Origin of the sequence: Bradyrhizobium oropedii (assembly GCF_020889685.1) — a bacterium.
In the GTDB taxonomy this organism is placed as follows: domain Bacteria; phylum Pseudomonadota; class Alphaproteobacteria; order Rhizobiales; family Xanthobacteraceae; genus Bradyrhizobium; species Bradyrhizobium oropedii.
This window is the reverse complement of record NZ_JACMYO010000013.1, coordinates 54,972-72,205: the sequence shown is the minus strand read 5'-3', so window position 1 is coordinate 72,205 and position 17,234 is coordinate 54,972. Positions and strand designations below refer to the sequence as shown.

The window sequence follows — 17,234 nt, the reverse complement described above, 5'->3', positions numbered from 1 at the left end:
ACGAGATCGGGGTACTCGCCGAGCGCTTCAATCTCGTCCGGCGCTGTACCAGGCTCATGTCCGGGTGGGCGACGAGGAGACCGCGCCCGTCCGTGATGAAGGCATGGCCGGCCTCGCCGATCCTGATCTGAGTGACGACGTCCCAGATGAATTTGAGATTGACCTCGGCGATTGTGACACCGGGTTTGCGAGGCGTGAGGCCCGACCTAATTTCGCGCTCACCACGGCGTCCGCCGAGATTGCGGGTTAGGATTTTTACACCAACTTTTCCGTCTCACGAATCCACGCAAAATGTTCCGTTGGTCCGGTTGAACAATCCGCCTATCCAGACGGACACACAACGGATTGCGTCGCTTCGGATCCGAGTGAAAAGCCGATCCAATCGACCGACATCCACGCCGACGCGCGCGCCGATCGTCGCACGCGTATTTTGAACGAACCTTATATTGCATCTGAAAGATTGGAAACGCAGTGCCTCAATTTTCTTCTGTCCTCGCGAGATCTTCTAGGCGATCGCTGTTCACGGCGGGCGGTTTGCCGCTTCCCGTCATTTTCCATCTGCCGGTGATTTGGGCGGAGCGCGCTCGTTTCAGGGCGAGGCTACAGGAGGACCTCAAGAACGAGCCCTATCTTCTGCGTGACATCGGCATTAACGTGTGTGACGCGCAAGCTGAAGCGGCGCGCTTTTTCTGGGAGCCGGTCTTGCTTAAAAACGACTGACCCAATTCGCATCGAGACGGGCGGAGCCGCTGCCGAGTAACAGATTTTAGAGCCCCTCCGCGAAGATGCGCCCATGTGTTCGGCGAGGTGTCGTCGTAACCCGAACCTCGCCAGCAGGTGTTTCGGCAGAGTGCTTAGGCGCCGCGCCGAATCGTGCTGCTGCCGCACCTCCAGCAACAGCTCCTTACGTCCGCATCCGCATGCGAGAGAAACAGGTCGATACCCCGGGCTGGCACAAAGGGCGAGAGTGAGCGCCCGCTCGTGAAGCTTCCGATCTTTACGACAAAACCGTAGTGATTGATCGACTTGAGGCTCGAAGAGATAGATCGGGTGAGTTCTGGGACAGAAGGATCACCTCAACATCGGAGGCCATGCCGGGGGCGTTCAAGGCGAGAAGCCGCTCCATGACTTCAAAACCGGCACACTTACCGAGTATTGCATGTTCACGGTCAAGTTGCATGGCGGTTTCCGCCTTGACGTCCTGATTTTCGAAGACGCATGCGGAGAAGATCGACGCATTCGCGCGCAAAGGCTACATCCGTTCCATGGCACGACGGGCAATTTTCGCACGTCATGCATGCGATGCATGCGCAGTTTTCCTTTGGCTTGTCGGTCAGATCAGTGCGTCACCACTGATACCGCACCACGCCCTTGCCAGCATAGGAAGTGGTGACGCTGGAGAACTCCCCCTCGAACGTCGCCGCCGCCGACCAGCCATTCATCCACTTCATCTCGAGCGAAGCCGTCGTGAGCGCGGAGTCGGCGGCCTGCGCCGCGCCGTTCACGACGAAGGACGCGCCCGGCAGTGCCTGGAAGGTCGCCGCGATCGAACGGTTGGGATCGTAATCATGCGCCCAGGCGAAACGGCCGCGTAAGGTCAGCACGCCATTCGACATCGCGAAGGGCCTGTCGGTGCGGATACCGAGCTCGCTCCGCACGGAGGTGACATCCTTCCCGCCATAAGCCAGCGCAAATGCTCCGCTGCCGGAGACAACGCTTTCCGCATAGGCCGGCAGATCGAAAGTGGTGAACTGGCCCGCCGCATAGGGCGTGATGCCGACGCCACCGATCCAGGGTGCGAGGAAGCGGTAGCCGCCCTCGAGGCGTCCGGAATACGCGTTGGCGTTGAATTGGGCGCGAAGCTGGTCGATACCGGCGATGGTCACGGTGCGGTTGGTGGTGATGTCCTGCCAGCCATAGGCCAGCGCAGCGGAGACGTAGGCAGGTCCCTGGGTGTGGCGCACATAGGCGCCGGCCTGGAACAGGTCGGAATGCCCGCTGCCGCTATTGGCCACCGAGAAGTTCGTGCCGCCGCCAGCAAGCGAGAAGCCGACAATCGTGTTCGGCGAGAACAGATAGTCGGCACCGACGGCCGTGCCGTAGATGCTGCTGGTGGTGTCGTTCGTGCCGGCCACCGCATTGCCGCTGGTCGATTGCGAACCGCCATATCCGGCCGCCCACACGCTCCAGCGCGGGTCGTAGACCTTTGCCAGCGGCGCCTTGGTGAACATCGCATAGGCATCGCGCTTCCTCGCGGCATAGCCCAGCTCTTCGTCGGCATAGCCGGTCGCGCCCGGCGTCGCATTGGCGCCGCCGCTGCGGTTCGTGAATGGATCGGTCAGCAGGCCCATGAACTGGCCCATGGCCTGGAACGTGGTCTGCTGAGATCCCGTGGCGAGTTCGCCGGAGGCCTGAGACAATTGAGCCGCCGTCAGCATCGCATAGGTCATCGGGATGCCGCCGGTGGTGTTGAAGAAATTGGTCAGGGCATTGCCGATGGCCTGCTGATTGCCGTTGAGACTGTTCGGAATGCCGAAGTTGAGCGCCAAATTGAGATAGACGTTGTTTGCGTCGTAGCTCAGGCTGTCGTGGAAATTCGAAGGCAGGTTGGTATTGACGAACGAGCCGAACGTGCCGCTCACCGCGCCCGCAGTCAGGATGGTGTATTGCTTGCTGACATAGCTGCCGCTCGCGAACACCGCATTGACCGTGGCGCCGCCGAGCGTTGCCGTGCCGCCGACACTGACGAAGCTCGACGCCGACGGATTGAGCTGCACCAGATAGATCGCGCCGGACTGGAAGGCGAGATTGCCGGAAATCGTCATCTTCTGGCCCGGCACAATCACGCTCTGCGCGCCGGCGTCGCCCGGGGCCAGCGTGCCGCCGTTGTTGACGGTGACCGTGCTCATCACGCCGGTGCCCTCGAGGGTACCACCGCTGTTGACGACCACTCCGCTCGCCGTATTGACGAAGCTCTTGACGTCGAGCACGCCGCCGTTGACGACGGTGGCGCCGGTATAGGTGTTCTGTCCGGCCACAACCAGGACCCCGTCGCCGGACTTGGTCAGGCCGCCGGTCCCGTCGATCGGCTGCGCGATCTCTGTCTTGAAACCGTTGGTGTTGATCGTGCCGCCGCCGGCGTCGAGGATAATGGGGTGACCGGCGAGGTTGAAGCTGGAGCCCAGCTGCAGCGTGCCCCCGTTGAAGGTCAGCGCCCCCAAACCGGCGCCGAGACTGCCGGCGGTGCTGGCAATGATCGTGCCGCCGGCAAACGTGGTGCCGCCGGTATACGTGTTCTCACCAGACAGGGTCAGCGTGCCGGTGCCGGTCTTGACCAGCGACCCGCCGGTGGGGTGGGCGCGATTGAAACAGTCAGAGCCGCCGCCGCAGTCGCTGATGACGCCGCCGACCACGGTGCTCAGATTGTTGCCGCCAACGGTGAGCTGGTCGGCGCCCAGATAGAAGTTGCCGCCGCCCGCGATCGAGCCGGCTGAGAGCTTGTGGTCGACGTTGGGGCCACTGCTCGTGGAGAAATCGAAGGTGCCGGCATTGCTGTTAGTAAGGACGGCGTTGCCGGCCGTGCTGGTGTTGAGGAACACAACACCGCCAGTGCCGGTGTTGGTGATCTTGGCATTGCCGGCCGTGGCGGCGCCCTGGAATGCGGCGGTGCCGCTGTTGGCAATGACGGCGTTGGCCGCCGTGCTGGTGTCAGTGAAATTGAGGTAGCCGCCCTGGGCATTGGTGATGACGGCGGTGCTGGCCGAGCTTGAATTGGAGAACTGGATCCCTCCACCCGAGCCGATGCTGAAGGTTGGGGGGGTGGCGTTGCTGACAATGCCGGCGCCGGTGAAAACCAGAATCCAGGGGCCGCCGACGCTGAAGCTATAGGCCGGCGCGCCGGCATTGAAGGTGAAGCCGCCGATCTGGGTATTGGCCGATAGCGACAGGCTGGTGATCGTCGACGTATCGAAAAAGGCGGTGCCGTTCGGCGCGTTGGACGGGGGATTGATGATCGGCGGATTCCAGTTCGTCGCCGTGTTGAAATCACCAGAGCCGGGCGCGGTGCTCCAGGTCGCGTTCACTGCCGGTGCAGCCGCCACCGGTCCAGCCCAGATCACCACGACGCCAGCCAGCAGCGCTCGCAGCGCGCGCGTTCTCTCAGTCCACATACTTTACCCCACCCCGCAGCCGGTCATGCGCGCATCCATTGGCGGAGCGCGAAGCGGCCGGGGGCCAAGCTAGCAGCGGTTGAGAGTTACCGGCAGGTCCACGCAAATTGTTCCGGTTTTGTGGCAATCAAATCGCCCGAGTGTGGCGAGAAGTCCACGAGTTCGTCGACGGAACGGCAAGTTGCCAGCAATAGCCGCGTCTCGCGTGATTTCAGGCTCTCCCCTGCTCAATATTCGTGCAGCGCTCCGCTTGAATGTTTTTGCCAAGTCGATAGCAGGGGGCGGCACGAAGCCGCAAAGGCCGCCTATGTCCTCCCCCGCCCCGTCCGTCGCCAGCGCCATCCTCACCCCTGACGAGATTCTCACGCATCCGCGCTTCGCCGCCGGCCGCGCAACCTTTGTCGATGGGGTGATCGCGCTGCACGAGGGCGATGCCTATCACAGCCGGCTGCTGGTCGAGGCGGTGCGGCAGGTGACGTTCAACCTGATCATCAGCCTTCATCTCCGCCATGACGTGGCCGACCGGGCGACCTGGCCGACGCCGCGCCGTCTCAAGGACGAATTGAAGACGTTCGGGCTGTCGAGTGAACGACGGGTCGATGCGCTGCTGTCCCGCTTCATCCAGCTCGGCTATGTCGAGCAGCTCCCCTCCGAGCAGGACGGCCGCATCCGCATCCTCAGGCCGACGCCAAAGATGATGTCGCTCGACCGGGAGTGGCTCGTCTATCACTACGCGCCGCTACATGTGATGTTTCCGGAGCGCGGCTATCGCGAGCCGGTGGAGCGCGATGTCCCGTTCCAGCGCGTCCACCGGCTGGTCGCGCTGGATTTTTCCAGCAAGGGCGCAGAGATCATGGCGAGCCATCCACAGGTGATGCGGTTCATGACCCGTGATGCCGGCATATTGGTGCTGATCAAGCTCGTACAGATGCGGATGACCGCCGGCGACGGCGACGCAGGCCTCACCTATGCGGATATGGGCAAAAGGTTCGGCGTGTCACGCACTCACGTGCGATCGCTGCTCGAAGACGCCGCGCAACACGGCGACGTCACTCTGTCCGGGCGCGGCGGAAGTCTGGTCGAGCTCAACCCTCCCCTCCTGCAATCCTTCGACCGCTTCATCGCGGACGCAATGTCCGGGCACGATATGATCTACAGGTTGACAATGGAGCAGATGGCAAAGGAAGCGCGGCAACCGGACGCTTGATCGCGCCCCGGCGGCCCTCAGCGAAGCGCACTCGACGTCCAAGCCTGCGCTGACGATCTTCCTGCTCTCCTGCGGAGCTTCGGGAGACGCCCGCCCATCGATGAGGGAGGCCTGCCGCGGCAAGCCTGTGCTGACAAACGCACTCCTACGCCTTCGAAGGGATACGGTGACGGTGCTGGACTAACTCATCGTCATTCACATGGCCGCCACAGCGTCCGTGGTCGTCGCGTGCTTTCGGCGTCAATTTGAGAAGGCGGAGCCGAGTTCGGTGACGAGCAGTTCATCGCACAGCCTTAGCAGGGTGTGGAAGTTGAGATACTCGCGCCGGAGGCGAGGACAAAAAAAATGCGCTGGCATAAAAGCGTGGTGCCCAGGGGCGGGATCGAACCACCGACACTGCGATTTTCAGTCGCATGCTCTACCAACTGAGCTACCTGGGCATACTCGCGGGGCCGAAAGGCCGGAGCGAGCGGGCGGTTTATAGAGAGGTCGGGGCGCCGTGTCCACCCGCCTTCGCCAAAGGCTTCGGCGTGGCAGGCCCGGTCCCAGCGCTTTCCCCAACTTGTTGGGAAATCTTGGCTATTCCGGGTCCTCCGCGTCGTCCTCGCGGCCGGGAACGACATAGCGGCCGGTCAGCCAGCGGTTGAGGTCGACGTCGCGGCAGCGCGGTGAACAGAATGGGCGGAAGGCCTGCTCGACGGGCTTGCCGCAGATCGGGCAGGCGTGCGGGGTGGCCGGGGGCGTTCGGGCTTGGTCGGTCATGGCTGGGCCGGAGTTTACATCATCTGCCGCATGTTTCCGCCGCGCTCCCTCCCGCTTGCGGGTAGGGCAATCGCATATGCGTCTTCGCCGGCCGGTGCCTGGCCTCGTGGATCAGGACGGCGACCTCGCCCGCAAGCGCAGGACGATAGCCTTGGGGCGAGGGATGCCGGCAGTTGACGGCTACTTTGCATGGGGTTGTTTTCGATATTTTGGCAGCGCGCCCGCGGGGACGAGCTATCGCATCCGGCTGTCGGCTCGTTCCATGGTCCGCAAGCGGCAGAGGTGGACGGCCATCGCTGCGCGAAAATAGATCCCTCACACCGCGACGGCGTTGAGCCAGCCGTGGCGGATCGGAAAGCCTTCGCCGCCGAGCAGGGTCACGGTCTCGTAGAGCGGCAGGCCGACTACGTTGGTGTAGGAGCCGACCATCTTGACCACGAAGGATCCGGCGATCCCCTGCACGGCATAGCCGCCGGCTTTGCCGCGCCATTCGCCGGAGCCGATATAGGCCTGGATGTCGTCCTCGCTGAGCCGCTTGAAGCGCACCCGGGTCTCGACCAGGCGCTGGCGGAACGCCTCACGCGGCGTCACCACGCAGATCGCGGTGTAGACGCGGTGATTGCGACCCGACAGCAAGCGCAGGCATTGCGCGGCCTCGTCGACCAGATTGGCCTTGGGCAGGATGCGGCGGCCGACCGCGACCACCGTGTCGGCGGAGATGATGAAGGAGCCGCGCAGATCGTCGTCGAGCTGCACCGATTTCAACGCCGCGTCCGCCTTGGCGCGCGCCAGACGGTTGGCGCAGGCACGCGGCAACTCACCCCGCCGCGGGGTCTCGTCGACATCGGCCGGGCGCAGCGCATCGGGCTCGATGCCAGCCTGGTTGAGCAGAGCCAGCCGCCGCGGCGAACCGGAAGCAAGAACGAATTTGGGACGGCCTAGCATGCGGGCTTTTGGGCTGAATCGGGGGGACGGACGCGGGCGGAACCTATCGGATGGGGCATGGATGCACAACCTTGGAACCGGCCGCGAATCGCGCTCCCCCTTGGAGGCAAGGCCCCCATAAGCACAGCTGTTTGTCAGTCTGGCGACAAGCCCCGATCGCGCTAGTCGGAACACGCCGGTCCCCTCGCCTCACCGAGCCTCACAGGTTCGCGGCGGTGCTCTTGGCAAAGCGGCGGCGGATGCGCAGCAGCAGGCCATCGCAGACCTCGCGATAGGCGGCGAGCTTCTGCTCGCGATTGCCGCTGGTGCCGGTCGGGTCATGGGTCGGCCAGTATTCGACGTCGGCGGCGAGCGTCCGGGTCAGATCCAGCGCCTTGTGGTGCGCCTCCGGCGACAGCGTGATGATGAGGTCGAAGTTCAATCCTTCCCAGTCCTCGAGCTCCTCGAAGGTCTGCGGCTTGTGACCGGAAATGTCCTGGCCGAACTCGGCCATGACCGCGACCGCGAACGGATCGAGCTCGCCCTTCTTCACACCGGCGGAACGCACATAGACGCCTTGCGGAAACATCTGCTGCAGCAGGCTTTCGGCCATCGGCGAGCGCACGGCGTTGTGGCCGCATGCGAACAGCACGGCCTGCGGAGTGCGCGCGCGTGGCGCTTCCATGCGATCAGGCTTTTTTCGACCGGGGTACGCCCCCGTCAATCATCGCTTCACCGGTCATGCGCCTCTCACTTTTGCGCATGATCTCCGCGCAAACGCTTGCGTTTGTCGCGAGCGAAAACCGGTACCCACTTTGCGCTAACGCGGCCCTCCGGGTCGGGATCATGCGCCTTCACCCTTCCAGTGCAGCACAGTGATCAGCGTGAACAGCCGCCGCGCGGTCTCGAAATCGACGCGCACCTTGCCCTTGAGCCGCTCCTGCAGCGTGCGCGAGCCCTCGTCATGGATGCCGCGGCGGCCCATGTCGATCGCCTCGATCTTGTCCGGTGTCGCGGTACGGATCGCCTGATAATAGCTGTCGCAGATCATGAAGTAGTCCTTCACGACGCGGCGGAACGGCGTCAGCGACAACAGATGCGCCACCACCGGCGCACCGTCCTCCTTCCTGATGTCGAACATCAGGCGGTTGCCGGTGATCGCGATATGCAGGGTGTAGGGCCCGACCTCGGCTCCTTCCGGCGCGAACAGGTTCTGCTCGACCAGGTCGTAGATCGCGATCGCCCGCTCATGCTCGATGTCGGGCCCGGAACGGCCGATCGATTCCTCGTCGAGCGTCACCGCGACGATGCGATTGTTGGAATCCTCGTCGTCTGGTGGCTTGTTCATGAGAGATTGAGGCGCAATCCGACGGAACGTGAATGGGCATCGAGACCCTCGGCCTGACCGAGCGTCATCGCGGCGGGCCCGAGCGCACGAAGCTGATCCGGCCCGCACCTCAGGATCGAGGTTCGCTTCATGAAGTCAAGCACCCCGAGGCCGGAGGAGAACCGGGCCGAGCGGGCGGTCGGCAGCACGTGGTTGGAGCCGCCGACATAGTCGCCGATCGCCTCCGGGGTATGGGCTCCGAGGAAGATCGCCCCGGCATTGCGGACCTTCTTCGACAGGCCCTCGGCGTCCGCGGTCATGATCTCGAGATGCTCGGCCGCGATCGCATTGGCGAGCTCGACCGCGTCGTCCAGTTTGGCGATCTTGATGACGGCACCAAAATCGTTCCACGAGGTGCGGGCGATCTCGGCCCGAGGCAGGGTCGCAAGCTGCGCCTCGACCGCGCGCTCGACATCGGCGGCGAGCCGCGCGCTGTCGGTGATCAGGATCGACTGCGCGCTGACGTCGTGTTCGGCCTGCGCCAGCAGATCGGCCGCGATCCAGTCGGCATTGCCGGTGTCGTCGGCGATGACGAGCACCTCGGAGGGGCCGGCGATCATGTCGATGCCGACCTTGCCGAACACCAGCCGCTTGGCCGCGGCGACATAGGCGTTGCCGGGGCCGACGATTTTTGCCACTGGCGCGATCGTTGCCGTGCCGTAGGCCAAAGCGGCCACCGCCTGGGCGCCGCCGACCCGGTAGATTTCCGAGACGCCGCCGAGACCTGCTGCCGCGAGCACCAGCGGGTTGAGCTTGCCGTCGGGCGCCGGCACCACCATCACCACCCGCGGCACGCCGGCCACTCTGGCCGGCACCGCGTTCATCAGCACCGAGGACGGATAGGCCGCGGTGCCGCCCGGCACGTAAAGCCCGACCGCATCGACTGCGCTCCAGCGCCAACCGAGCTCGACGCCTGCTGCATCGGTGAAGCGCTCGTCCTTCGGCAGCTGACGGCGATGAAACGTCTCGATGCGGTCGCGCGCGAATTTCAGCGCATCGACGGTCTTGGGATCGCAGGCCGCGACCGCGGCGTCGATCTCGGCGGTGGTGATGCGCAGGCCGCCGGCGTCGATGTCGAGCCGGTCGAACTTCTTGGTCGCCTCGAGCAGCGCCGCATCGCCGCGGGCCGCCACGTCGTCGACGATGGCGCGGGTGGCACGCTCGACGTCGGCCGACACCTCGCGCTTGGCCGCCAAAAAGTCGCGGAAACGCTGGTCGAAATCGGCGCTCTGTCGGTCCAGGCGAACGGGCATGGCGGCTTTCTGAAGAGGACTCTGGGTCCCTGCTCAATGGCGCGGCGGATAATGGCCGTCAACCCTTGGCAGCTATGCAACCTTACAGCCGTCGTCCCGGCGAAGGCCGGGACCCAACCCCGACAGCCGATTGTTGCGGGAGGCTGGGGCCTCATCGCGACCAAAATCCGCATTGGTGGTCACGGGTCCCGGCCTTCGCCGGGACGACAGCCTATTACCCCGGCGACATCCCGAGATCATCAGCCCCGAGATCGGTCAATTCGCACTCCAGGCACTCGACATCCAGCCGCAGCGCCCCGCCATGGCCGAACATCAAGAGCGCGCTGCCGCCGGGCGGGTCGGAGACATGGAATTCGATCCCGACGAGTTCCAGGGGGTGTCCGGGGCCGCGAGGTCGATGTTGCGCGACTTGCAGGCCAGCACCCGGTCGAACCGGAGCGCGGCGAGCAGCCGGCGCGAACAGGCGCCGCCCGACAGGGTCTGCTCCCAGTCGAGCCGGTTCAGGCCGACCACCAAACGTTTCTCGTCCTGGCGCCAGACGATATCGGAGGGCTGGACGCGGGCGTCCTGCACATGGGCGGAGATGACCGCGAGGTCATCGGCATCGAGGGCGATCAGTTTCAGGGGGACGGGCGGAGACATGGGACAATTATAACGCCTTCGGCGGAGGTACCAAATCGTGCCAGAGGAACCGGCGCACTCCGAGGTCGCGGTCATCAGTGGCCGTTGATGCTGGAAGGCCTAACGTGAGTTGAGCACGCCCGTTAGGCTCCCTCCCCCACAAGGGAGGGAACCCAACCGCCGGTGGCTATCTCACGCGAGCGCTGTCGAAGGTCTCAAGCGGTGACGCGAAGCGACGTGGCCCTCAGCCCTTGATAAACGCCAGCAGATCCTTGTTGATCGTCTCGGCTTCGGTGGTCGGCATGCCGTGCGGAAAGCCCTTGTAGGTCTTCAGTGTGCCGTTCTTGAGAAGCTTGGCCGACAGCGGACCGGAATCGGCATAGGGCACGATCTGGTCGTCGTCGCCATGCATCACCAGCACCGGCACGTTGATCTTCTTCAGATCCTCGGTGAAGTCGGTCTGCGAAAAGGCGACGATGCCGTCGTAATGCGCTTTCGCGCCACCCATCATGCCCTGCCGCCACCAGTTCTGGATCACCGCTTCCGACGGTTTTGCGCCGGGCCGGTTGTAGCCGTAGAACGGCCCGGCCGGCAGATCGCGGTAGAATTGCGAACGGTTGGCTGCGACCTGCGCCTGCAGGCCGTCGAACACCGACTTCGGCAGGCCGCCGGGATTGGCCGCTGTCTGCACCATCAAGGGCGGCACGGCCGCGATGATGGCGGCCTTCGCGACCCGGCTCTCGCCGTGGCGCGCGATGTAATGCACCACCTCTCCGCCGCCGGTGGAATGACCGACGTGAACGGCATTCTTCAGATCGAGATGCGTGGTGACGGCCGCGAGGTCGTCGGCATAGTGGTCCATGTCATGACCGTCGGCCACCTGGGCGGAGCGGCCATGGCCGCGGCGATCATGGGCGACGACGCGGAAGCCGTGATTGAGGAAGAACAGCATCTGGGCGTCCCAATCGTCCGACGACAGCGGCCAGCCATGGCTGAACACGATCGGCTGGCCCGAACCCCAATCCTTGTAGAAGATCTCGACGCCGTCTTTGGTGGTGATGGTGGGCATTTGATTGCTCCTCTTGTTGCTGATTTTGGCCCGCGCATGCGAGGCACGAACGGACCGCGGACGACGGTGTGTCCCTGACACGCCACCGCACATCGAGTTCTATGTCGTGCGTCGTCTCGAAATTATGTCGTCCGCCCCGGATCAGGCGAAATTGACCGGCCTGAACCGGCGCCAGGCGCCGATGATCATCACGGCGAAGAACACCAGCACGATGCCCTGCACCGCCGCAAAGACCGGCCCCGCCGGCGGGTTCGGCGGCACGGCCGGCGCCAGCGCCTGCAATGCAGGGACCTTGAGGAAGCTCTGGATCACCAGCACGAAGACGTTGAGATAGAGCGAGACCATCGCGGTCACGATATAGATCGGGCGCCAGGCGCCCCTGAGCTGCATCGCATACAGCGCGATGCAGGCGATCGCGAGCAGCACCAGCGAGAGGCCGCCGATGATGTGCGACGGCAGCAGCTTCTCCGTCACCAGCGGCGGGATCACGAAGCCGGTGGCGTTGGTCAGGATCGTGAGGATGAGGAAGATCGCGGTCAACCCGGGCATCGCGCGCGAGCCGAGCAGGCCGAACATCACGATCACACCGGCAACAATTGCGATCAGGCTGATAATGACGTGCACGAGCACGATCGTCGACATGTGGCGCACCCCCCGTTGAGAACCCGCACCACGTTACGATGCGTCCCTGAAAATTGCTACATGGTTCGATGGCAAGATGGCCGACATCTCATCCGAAATTTTCCCGACGATAACTTTGATTGACCCGTCATCCCCGCGCAAAGGCTTTGCCTTTGTCGCTGGGATGACGGTGATAGTGCGTGCGCCCATCGGATGCAGCGACCCATGCGCGTCGTGAGAACTTGAATCAGTAGTAGCGCGGGATCGGCCCGTTGTGCGGCGTCTTGCGCTTCGACAGGTCGAACAGCACCTCGTCGACATGGCACCAGCCCCAGCCTTCCGGCGGATCGTAACCCTCGATCACGGGATGGCCGGTGGCGTGGAAATGCGCCGTCGCATGCCGGTTCGGCGAGTCGTCGCAGCAACCGACATGGCCGCAGGTCCGACAGATCCGCAGATGCAACCAGCGGCTGCCGCTCTTCAGGCATTCCTCGCAGCCGAGCGCACTCGGCGTGACATCCTGGATGCCGGCGATATGGGTGCAGCCCTTTGACATTTTGCGACCTCGTATCTGAAGTGGGCTCTTTTTGAACCGTCATCCTGAGGTGCGAGCCTTGCGGCGCAATTGCGCCGCTGGGCGAGCCTCGAAGGATGCACGGCCCGCACCGTGGCCGATTCATCCTTCGAGACGCCGCTTCGCGGCTCCTCCAGCGACAAAGGCTGCGCCTTTGCGCGGGGATGACGGGGTAGGCCCTGATGAACCTGCCTACAGCGACGGGCTGCCGGCATCGGCGAGATAGCCGTGCAGGGCGGCGACGACCTGCGCGCCCTCGCCGATCGCGCCGCCGACGCGCTTGACCGAGCCGGAGCGAACGTCACCGACGGCGAACACGCCGGGCACCGTGGTCTCGAGCAGCGGCACGGCGGGCGTACCCTCGCCGTTCTGCACGCCGGTCATCACGAAACCGCCGCGGTCGACCTGCACCCCGCAGCCCTCGAGCCAGCCGGTCGCCGGATCGGCGCCGACGAACAAGAAGAGATTGCGGATATCCATGGTGAACTCGTCGGGCGCGAGCCGGCTGCGCCAGCGCACGCGCTCCAGCGTCTCGGCGCCGTCGAGCCCGATCACCTCGGTGTTGAACATCAATTCGATGTTCGGCGTCGCCTCGATGCGCTCGATCAGGTAGCGCGACATGCTGGCGCCAAGCCCGCCGCCGCGGATCATCATGTTGACCTTGCGGGCATGCGCCGACAGGTACACCGCCGCCTGCCCCGCGGAGTTGCCGCCGCCGACCAGCACGACATCCTGCTGGGCGCAAAGCCGCGCCTCGATCGGGGAGGCCCAGTACCAGACGCCGCGGCCTTCGTAGCTCTCGAGATTGTCGATCACCGGCCGGCGATAGCGCGCGCCGCTTGCGACCACGACCGACCTGGCGCGCAGCGTGTGCCCGCATCCGGTGGCGAGCGCGAACGCACCCGACGTCTTCGAGCAGTCGAGCGATTTGATCGAGACCGGGATCAGCATCTCGGCGCCGAATTTCTGTGCCTGGTTGAAGGCGCGGCCGGCCAGCGCCTGGCCCGAGATGCCGGTCGGGAAGCCCAGATAGTTTTCGATCCGCATGCTGGCGCCGGCCTGGCCGCCGAAGGCCCGGGAATCGAACACCGCAACCGACAGCCCTTCGGAGGCCGCATAGACCGCGGTGGCGAGCCCGGCCGGGCCGCTGCCGACCACGGCGACGTCGTAGAGCTTCTCATGCGCGCTGTTGCCGATCATGCCGAGCGCCATCGCAAGCGCGGTCTCGGACGGATTGCGCAGCACCGTGCCATCAGGACAGACCACCAGCGGCAGCTCGGCGCGCGTCGGCGAGTAGCGCGCGACGAGGTCGGCGGCATCCTTGTCGCTCTCGGGATCGATCACGTGATGCGGCTGGCCGTTGCGCGCCAGGAAATTTTGCAGCGGCGCCATGTTGCCGACCGACGCCGAGCCGATCAGCACCGGTCCGCCGGCGCCGCCCTGGATCAGGCTGACGCGGCGCAGGATCAGCGCACGCATGATGCGCTCGCCGAGGTCGGCCTCGGCGACCAGCAGCGCGCGCAGCCGCTCCGGCGGCAGCAGCAATGTCTCGACAGCCCCATCGGCATGGCCGTCGACCAGCGCGGGGCGGCCGGAGAGCTGGCCGATCTCGGCGAGGAATTGCCCCGGCCCCTGGTCGATGATCGGCGTGACATGGCCAAGGCCGTCGCGCTGGGTGATCGCGACACTGCCCGACAGCACCACGAACATGCCGGGACCGGGCGTGCCGGTCTCGAACAGCGCCTCGCCGTCCTTGTACGCGCGCGCCTCGCCGAAACGGCGCATCCGCTCGATCTCATGCGCTGTCAGGGTCGGAAAGGTCTGCTCGTGGCGCGGGAAGGCGTACGCGGTTGCGTTCAGCCGATCGATCATCGTCTCATCTACAGCCATTTTCGGCGACCCGCTTCTCTCTGCAACACACCCGAGCCGCGTTAGCGGCCCGGCTTATTTCCGCCGGCGTCATCCAGCGAGCCGTCATCTAGCGAGCCATCGGGCAGTTCGGAAGAGGCTGCATCGTCACGACCGCGCGCCTGCGACTTCCGCCGCTTCAGGTTTTCGCGCAACGCCAGCTTGAGGCGATCCTGTCGTGAATCCTTCACACGGGCTCCGGCCTGCCCGCCGCGTCTGTCCCGATCGCCTGTCATTGCAACACTCTCGAACCGCCGACGCCCTGCGCAACCCGACCATAGCCAATGGCCATCGCCCGCGCACCCTGCCCGGTCGGCCAGTTGCGCACCCGGTGGCATGATTCGGCGACTTGCCGGATCGGCAATTTACCGGTCAGTTCGGAACCCAATCAGGTCGAAATCGTCCAGTTTGGACGGAATCACCGCATGGAACGTCAATTTCTGCCGATTTCACTGGCAGCAGGGGTGCTGTTTCGCTTGCGCGAAAGGGAGGCCTGTGGCAAGAACCGCCCGCTTGGACGGGCCCTTGGGGCCGATTCAATTTTTCCCGGGCATGCTGCCGTAGCTCAGTGGTAGAGCACTCCATTGGTAATGGAGAGGTCGACAGTTCAATCCTGTCTGGCAGCACCATCCCATCTCCAATGAACCGCTGCCTGTCCGCCCGAGGAAACAGCCTAACTCGCTGACCGGGCCTCCGCCTCCATTGCCTTGCGCGCCTCGGCCAGATTGATCCGAAAATTCCGTCCGTGCTTTCGAAGCATCGCAATGAGGTGCTGACCATCCACGAGGGAAAGCGGCTTGTCCTTAGCGAACTCATAAGCGTCCGGCCCATACGTACTCGTCGTGACGATGATCCCACGATTGGCACCCTCGTTCATAACAGTACCGTACAGGTCCCGAACGGCGGCGACATCAACCGGCCGCGTGTAGCGTTTTGCTTGGAGAACATATTTTCCCCCGCGCAAGGGATCCGGATCGAACATGATTGCGTCCACGCCGCGATCACGAGATGCGCGGGTAACTTTTACCTCCACACCGTTCTTACCAAACTCCCACTCGAACAATTGACTAACGAGATGCTCAAAATCCTCCCAAGGCATGGCGGCAAGATTGGTTTCCGCTTCCAGCGTCTCTGCGACATCTTTGTTTTCGACGATGCGGTCATCCTCTTTGCTCATAACGAAGATGGGCCGAACTGGAGCGACCGACTCAACCGATGGCGTCGAAATGCCTTTGAGATGCCGAAAGCAGGCCTTCGGGTCGACCTTATGGAGTTGGAGTGCGACGAGGTCAGCTTTCGACGCCTGAAGGCTCGCGATAATACCTTCTTGCGGCGCGCCGGTCGCAGAATCGAACCAGCTTTGAGCGATGTTAATAGCAACGGTATCGAACCAGGCCCCCTCATCTGACATGGCAACGAGATAGGCCGCGCGCAGGCAAAGTGCGTAGAGCAGAGTTTCCGTTGCTCGCTTACGCTCCGCCGCGGACACCAAAGTCCAATCGGAATTCCAAGACTTGCTTCCCTTTGGCTTGACGATGGGAAGCTGCTTGAAGTCGGGCACGCGCACAGTCGTAAGTATTACGCGAGATGGCTGGTCGATCTCGACGTCGAAGGCCAACATTAGCAACGGATGCAGATGGTGCCGTACGTGTGAGATTGACATGAGCAACCGCAACGCGGCGTCATCGCCTTGCTCGCAAGCCTGTTTGAGCTGAGCGAGTTGTGTAGCCTCTCTCTTATACTGATCAAGGAACTGCTCAAAAAGCTGTTGGGCCTTCGCTTCTGCTTTGCTGGCGCGCTCTACAATGTACAGTTCGTATTGGCCTGGCACCGTTTTAGGACGCTCCGGAGCCTGCGGAAACTCAGGTATTGGAACGGGATTGAGCAATGCGTATCCGTGCGGCGGGCCCAAAGATTGCTCGGAAAGAATGCCAGAGGCCTCGGCGAGGCTGAGGGCCGACGGGTCTGTTCGAACCGAGAAAAATCCGAATGCGTCACTCTGCTCTTGAGGCTTCAGCGCTCCTGAATACGTCAGGTGCTTGAGGCTGCCTTCATAGGAGTCAAGTCTGTATCCGTATTGTCGCCATGGATCACGGGACACGTGGCACACGCTTGGGTTGGTGGAGGTCCGGTTCCCATATTGGTGAGCAAGCTTCCCTGTGTCGACGGCAAAGTAGCGGTCCGACAAAAAGTCGCTTCGCTGCGATATACGACAACCCGGACCTATCGATCGAAGGCGAGGAACGGCCACCAGCGCCTCCATCCAGATCCCTTGTTTTCAAAGACTTACGGGATCCGGCTTAGCGATCCCATCACCCCGTTGGCGGCACCATCCCTTTCCGCTGACCCATCAATGACTTACTGCCGAGTTTGGCGCCACTCAGGCGGCGAGCTGCCGGGCGATCGCATCGATCGCGACCCGGGTGCGGAGCGGCAGGAACTGCGCCTCCGGCCAGACCAGGAAATAGCTCAAGCACAGCGCCGCGTGATCGGTCAGGACCGGCACCAGCCGGCCGGCCTGCAGCCGATCTTCGACAATCCACCGCGGCAACCAGGCGAAACCCATCCCGGCATCGGCCGCAAGACGCTCGCCGATCGGACCCACGACCAATCCGGCGCGGCTCACTAGCCGCGGCCTGTTCGCATCGCGCGCCTCACCTTGTCGAACGACACGTCCCTGTCGATAATATCCGCGGCCGGCCTCGGTCATTATTTCTGCGGCAACCTACTTCTGCGATC

General features: G+C 63.9%; 16 protein-coding genes, 2 tRNA genes and 2 pseudogenes. 4 read left to right on the top strand and 16 right to left on the bottom strand.

From position 1 onward, the window contains the following. Together H8A95_RS44100 and H8A95_RS06370 are read left to right on the top strand one after the other, a co-directional pair. Positions 1 to 250: hypothetical protein (locus tag H8A95_RS44100; RefSeq protein ID WP_338027782.1), on the top strand; the 250-nt coding region annotated here is incomplete at its 5' end. A gap of 284 nt (positions 251 to 534) precedes the next feature. After that, on the top strand, positions 535 to 720 hold the full coding sequence (locus H8A95_RS06370) for a DUF1127 domain-containing protein (RefSeq protein WP_229182389.1): 186 nt from the start codon (positions 535 to 537) through the stop codon (positions 718 to 720). 134 nt (positions 721 to 854) lie between these two features. On the opposite strand, the pseudogene H8A95_RS44365 reads toward H8A95_RS06370, so the two are convergent. Both H8A95_RS44365 and H8A95_RS06365 read right to left on the bottom strand, forming a co-directional pair. Next, positions 855 to 1,249 (bottom strand): annotated as a pseudogene (locus tag H8A95_RS44365) (5'-nucleotidase). Positions 1,250 to 1,346: 97 nt separating this feature from the next. After that, a complete protein-coding gene (locus H8A95_RS06365) occupies positions 1,347 to 4,169 on the bottom strand; it encodes an autotransporter outer membrane beta-barrel domain-containing protein (protein WP_229182388.1) in 2,823 nt (940 codons plus the stop codon). Between the two features lie 205 nt (positions 4,170 to 4,374). Between H8A95_RS06365 and H8A95_RS06360 the strand changes: the two genes are divergently transcribed. Then, positions 4,375 to 5,376, top strand: coding sequence for a hypothetical protein (locus H8A95_RS06360; protein ID WP_229182387.1), 1,002 nt, complete (start codon positions 4,375 to 4,377; stop codon positions 5,374 to 5,376). Positions 5,377 to 5,740: 364 nt separating this feature from the next. Here the strand turns inward: H8A95_RS06360 and H8A95_RS06355 are convergent. The 12 genes and pseudogenes from H8A95_RS06355 to H8A95_RS06300 all read right to left on the bottom strand — a co-directional run bounded on the left by H8A95_RS06355 (position 5,741) and on the right by H8A95_RS06300 (position 14,686). Further along, positions 5,741 to 5,816: transfer RNA gene (locus tag H8A95_RS06355), tRNA-Phe, on the bottom strand. 139 nt (positions 5,817 to 5,955) lie between these two features. Then, entirely contained in the window at positions 5,956 to 6,138 is a 183-nt protein-coding gene (yacG, locus tag H8A95_RS06350) for a DNA gyrase inhibitor YacG (RefSeq protein ID WP_229182386.1), read from the bottom strand. Between the two features lie 315 nt (positions 6,139 to 6,453). Further along, positions 6,454 to 7,083, bottom strand: coding sequence for a Maf-like protein (locus H8A95_RS06345; protein WP_050423304.1), 630 nt, complete (start codon positions 7,081 to 7,083; stop codon positions 6,454 to 6,456). Positions 7,084 to 7,282: 199 nt separating this feature from the next. Beyond that, positions 7,283 to 7,747, bottom strand: a complete 465-nt coding sequence (locus H8A95_RS06340) for an arsenate-mycothiol transferase ArsC (RefSeq protein ID WP_229182385.1) — start codon at positions 7,745 to 7,747, stop codon at positions 7,283 to 7,285. 159 nt (positions 7,748 to 7,906) lie between these two features. Next, positions 7,907 to 8,410: a UPF0262 family protein gene (locus tag H8A95_RS06335; RefSeq protein ID WP_229182384.1), complete on the bottom strand. Its 504-nt coding sequence runs from the start codon at positions 8,408 to 8,410 to the stop codon at positions 7,907 to 7,909. After that, positions 8,407 to 9,702, bottom strand: coding sequence for a histidinol dehydrogenase (gene hisD / locus H8A95_RS06330; RefSeq protein WP_229182383.1), 1,296 nt, complete (start codon positions 9,700 to 9,702; stop codon positions 8,407 to 8,409). Before hisD ends, H8A95_RS06335 begins: the two co-directional genes overlap by 4 nt. Positions 9,703 to 9,916: 214 nt before the next feature. Continuing rightward, positions 9,917 to 10,344, bottom strand: a pseudogene (locus tag H8A95_RS06325) (DUF2948 family protein). 223 nt (positions 10,345 to 10,567) lie between these two features. Continuing rightward, positions 10,568 to 11,392: an alpha/beta fold hydrolase gene (locus tag H8A95_RS06320; protein WP_163160876.1), complete on the bottom strand. Its 825-nt coding sequence runs from the start codon at positions 11,390 to 11,392 to the stop codon at positions 10,568 to 10,570. 141 nt (positions 11,393 to 11,533) lie between these two features. After that, a complete protein-coding gene (locus H8A95_RS06315; RefSeq protein WP_229182382.1) occupies positions 11,534 to 12,034 on the bottom strand; it encodes a hypothetical protein in 501 nt (166 codons plus the stop codon). A 226-nt stretch (positions 12,035 to 12,260) separates the two neighbouring features. Continuing rightward, the gene (locus H8A95_RS06310) at positions 12,261 to 12,569 is read right to left on the bottom strand and encodes a UBP-type zinc finger domain-containing protein (protein WP_229182381.1); all 309 of its coding nucleotides are present in this window, start codon (positions 12,567 to 12,569) and stop codon (positions 12,261 to 12,263) included. A 210-nt stretch (positions 12,570 to 12,779) separates the two neighbouring features. Next, on the bottom strand, positions 12,780 to 14,477 hold the full coding sequence (locus H8A95_RS06305; RefSeq protein ID WP_229182380.1) for an FAD-dependent oxidoreductase: 1,698 nt from the start codon (positions 14,475 to 14,477) through the stop codon (positions 12,780 to 12,782). Positions 14,478 to 14,518: 41 nt separating this feature from the next. Continuing rightward, positions 14,519 to 14,686, bottom strand: a complete 168-nt coding sequence (locus tag H8A95_RS06300) for a hypothetical protein (RefSeq protein ID WP_420839338.1) — start codon at positions 14,684 to 14,686, stop codon at positions 14,519 to 14,521. Positions 14,687 to 15,049: 363 nt separating this feature from the next. Here H8A95_RS06300 and H8A95_RS06295 point away from each other — a divergent pair. After that, a tRNA-Thr gene (locus H8A95_RS06295) sits at positions 15,050 to 15,124 on the top strand. Between the two features lie 44 nt (positions 15,125 to 15,168). On the opposite strand, the gene H8A95_RS06290 is transcribed toward H8A95_RS06295, so the two are convergent. Together H8A95_RS06290 and H8A95_RS43730 are read right to left on the bottom strand one after the other, a co-directional pair. Beyond that, the gene (locus tag H8A95_RS06290) at positions 15,169 to 16,683 is read right to left on the bottom strand and encodes a restriction endonuclease (protein WP_229182378.1); all 1,515 of its coding nucleotides are present in this window, start codon (positions 16,681 to 16,683) and stop codon (positions 15,169 to 15,171) included. Positions 16,684 to 16,875: 192 nt separating this feature from the next. Further along, entirely contained in the window at positions 16,876 to 17,100 is a 225-nt protein-coding gene (locus tag H8A95_RS43730; RefSeq protein ID WP_229182377.1) for a LysR substrate-binding domain-containing protein, read from the bottom strand. Between the last annotated feature and the right edge of the window lie 134 nt (positions 17,101 to 17,234).

Coding starts and splice junctions, on each gene's coding strand:
- H8A95_RS06365 (WP_229182388.1), bottom strand. CDS start 4,169: ATGTGGACTGAGAGAACGCGCGCGCTGCGAGCGCTGCTGGCTGGCGTC.
- H8A95_RS06345 (WP_050423304.1), bottom strand. CDS start 7,083: ATGCTAGGCCGTCCCAAATTCGTTCTTGCTTCCGGTTCGCCGCGGCGG.
- H8A95_RS06310 (WP_229182381.1), bottom strand. CDS start 12,569: ATGTCAAAGGGCTGCACCCATATCGCCGGCATCCAGGATGTCACGCCG.
- hisD (WP_229182383.1), bottom strand. CDS start 9,702: ATGCCCGTTCGCCTGGACCGACAGAGCGCCGATTTCGACCAGCGTTTC.
- H8A95_RS06340 (WP_229182385.1), bottom strand. CDS start 7,747: ATGGAAGCGCCACGCGCGCGCACTCCGCAGGCCGTGCTGTTCGCATGC.
- H8A95_RS06315 (WP_229182382.1), bottom strand. CDS start 12,034: ATGTCGACGATCGTGCTCGTGCACGTCATTATCAGCCTGATCGCAATT.
- H8A95_RS06320 (WP_163160876.1), bottom strand. CDS start 11,392: ATGCCCACCATCACCACCAAAGACGGCGTCGAGATCTTCTACAAGGAT.
- H8A95_RS06305 (WP_229182380.1), bottom strand. CDS start 14,477: ATGGCTGTAGATGAGACGATGATCGATCGGCTGAACGCAACCGCGTAC.
- H8A95_RS06335 (WP_229182384.1), bottom strand. CDS start 8,410: ATGAACAAGCCACCAGACGACGAGGATTCCAACAATCGCATCGTCGCG.
- yacG (WP_229182386.1), bottom strand. CDS start 6,138: ATGACCGACCAAGCCCGAACGCCCCCGGCCACCCCGCACGCCTGCCCG.